This window comes from Oleiphilus sp. HI0061, assembly GCF_001635675.1.
This window is the reverse complement of sequence record NZ_LWFE01000723.1, coordinates 1-524: the sequence shown is the minus strand read 5'-3', so window position 1 is coordinate 524 and position 524 is coordinate 1. Positions and strand designations below refer to the sequence as shown.

At 42.6% G+C, this 524-nt stretch carries 1 protein-coding gene; it reads right to left on the bottom strand.

Annotated features, from left to right (window positions below):
• The coding region (locus A3735_RS09045; RefSeq protein WP_068637962.1) for a VanZ family protein at positions 1–377 on the bottom strand (377 nt) is incomplete at its 3' end.
• Between the last annotated feature and the right edge of the window lie 147 nt (positions 378–524).

Sequence of the window (524 nt, the reverse complement as noted above, 5' to 3'; positions counted from 1 at the left end):
TATTTACCACTCAAACACTTGCTCTTAATAGTTGGCGCAATAAGGATCAGGTGAATCACTGTGCCTAACAAGTCTACAAACCAATCATTTAGCTCGAAACTACGGTGGGGCAAGTAAGCCTGAACAAGCTCAATACCCAGACCAAAGCAAGCCAAGCAAAATAGTATTGCCCTTAAACCTAGCCTTGGATAGGCAATTTGAACCAATAAAGAAAGTACAAAAAATGCTACTAGGTGGAGCACCTTGTCACTCACATTAACTTGCTCCAGCCCCGTAAGGGGTGAAAACGCGGCAATACAAGAGAACAGCAAAGCAAGGTACAAAACGATTTTGTTCAGCCAGGTAAACTGGATTATCTGACTAAAAAGGTGTAGCACTTGAGAACTCCATAAAAGTTTTAGTCTTTGGCTGGTAGATACTTAAGTCTGTGGCATGTAGGCATAAACGGCTACTAGCCTTTAATGCCGACTCGTGAGCATAAAGCCCATCGCCCAATATTGGATGGCCGGTATATAGCATATGAA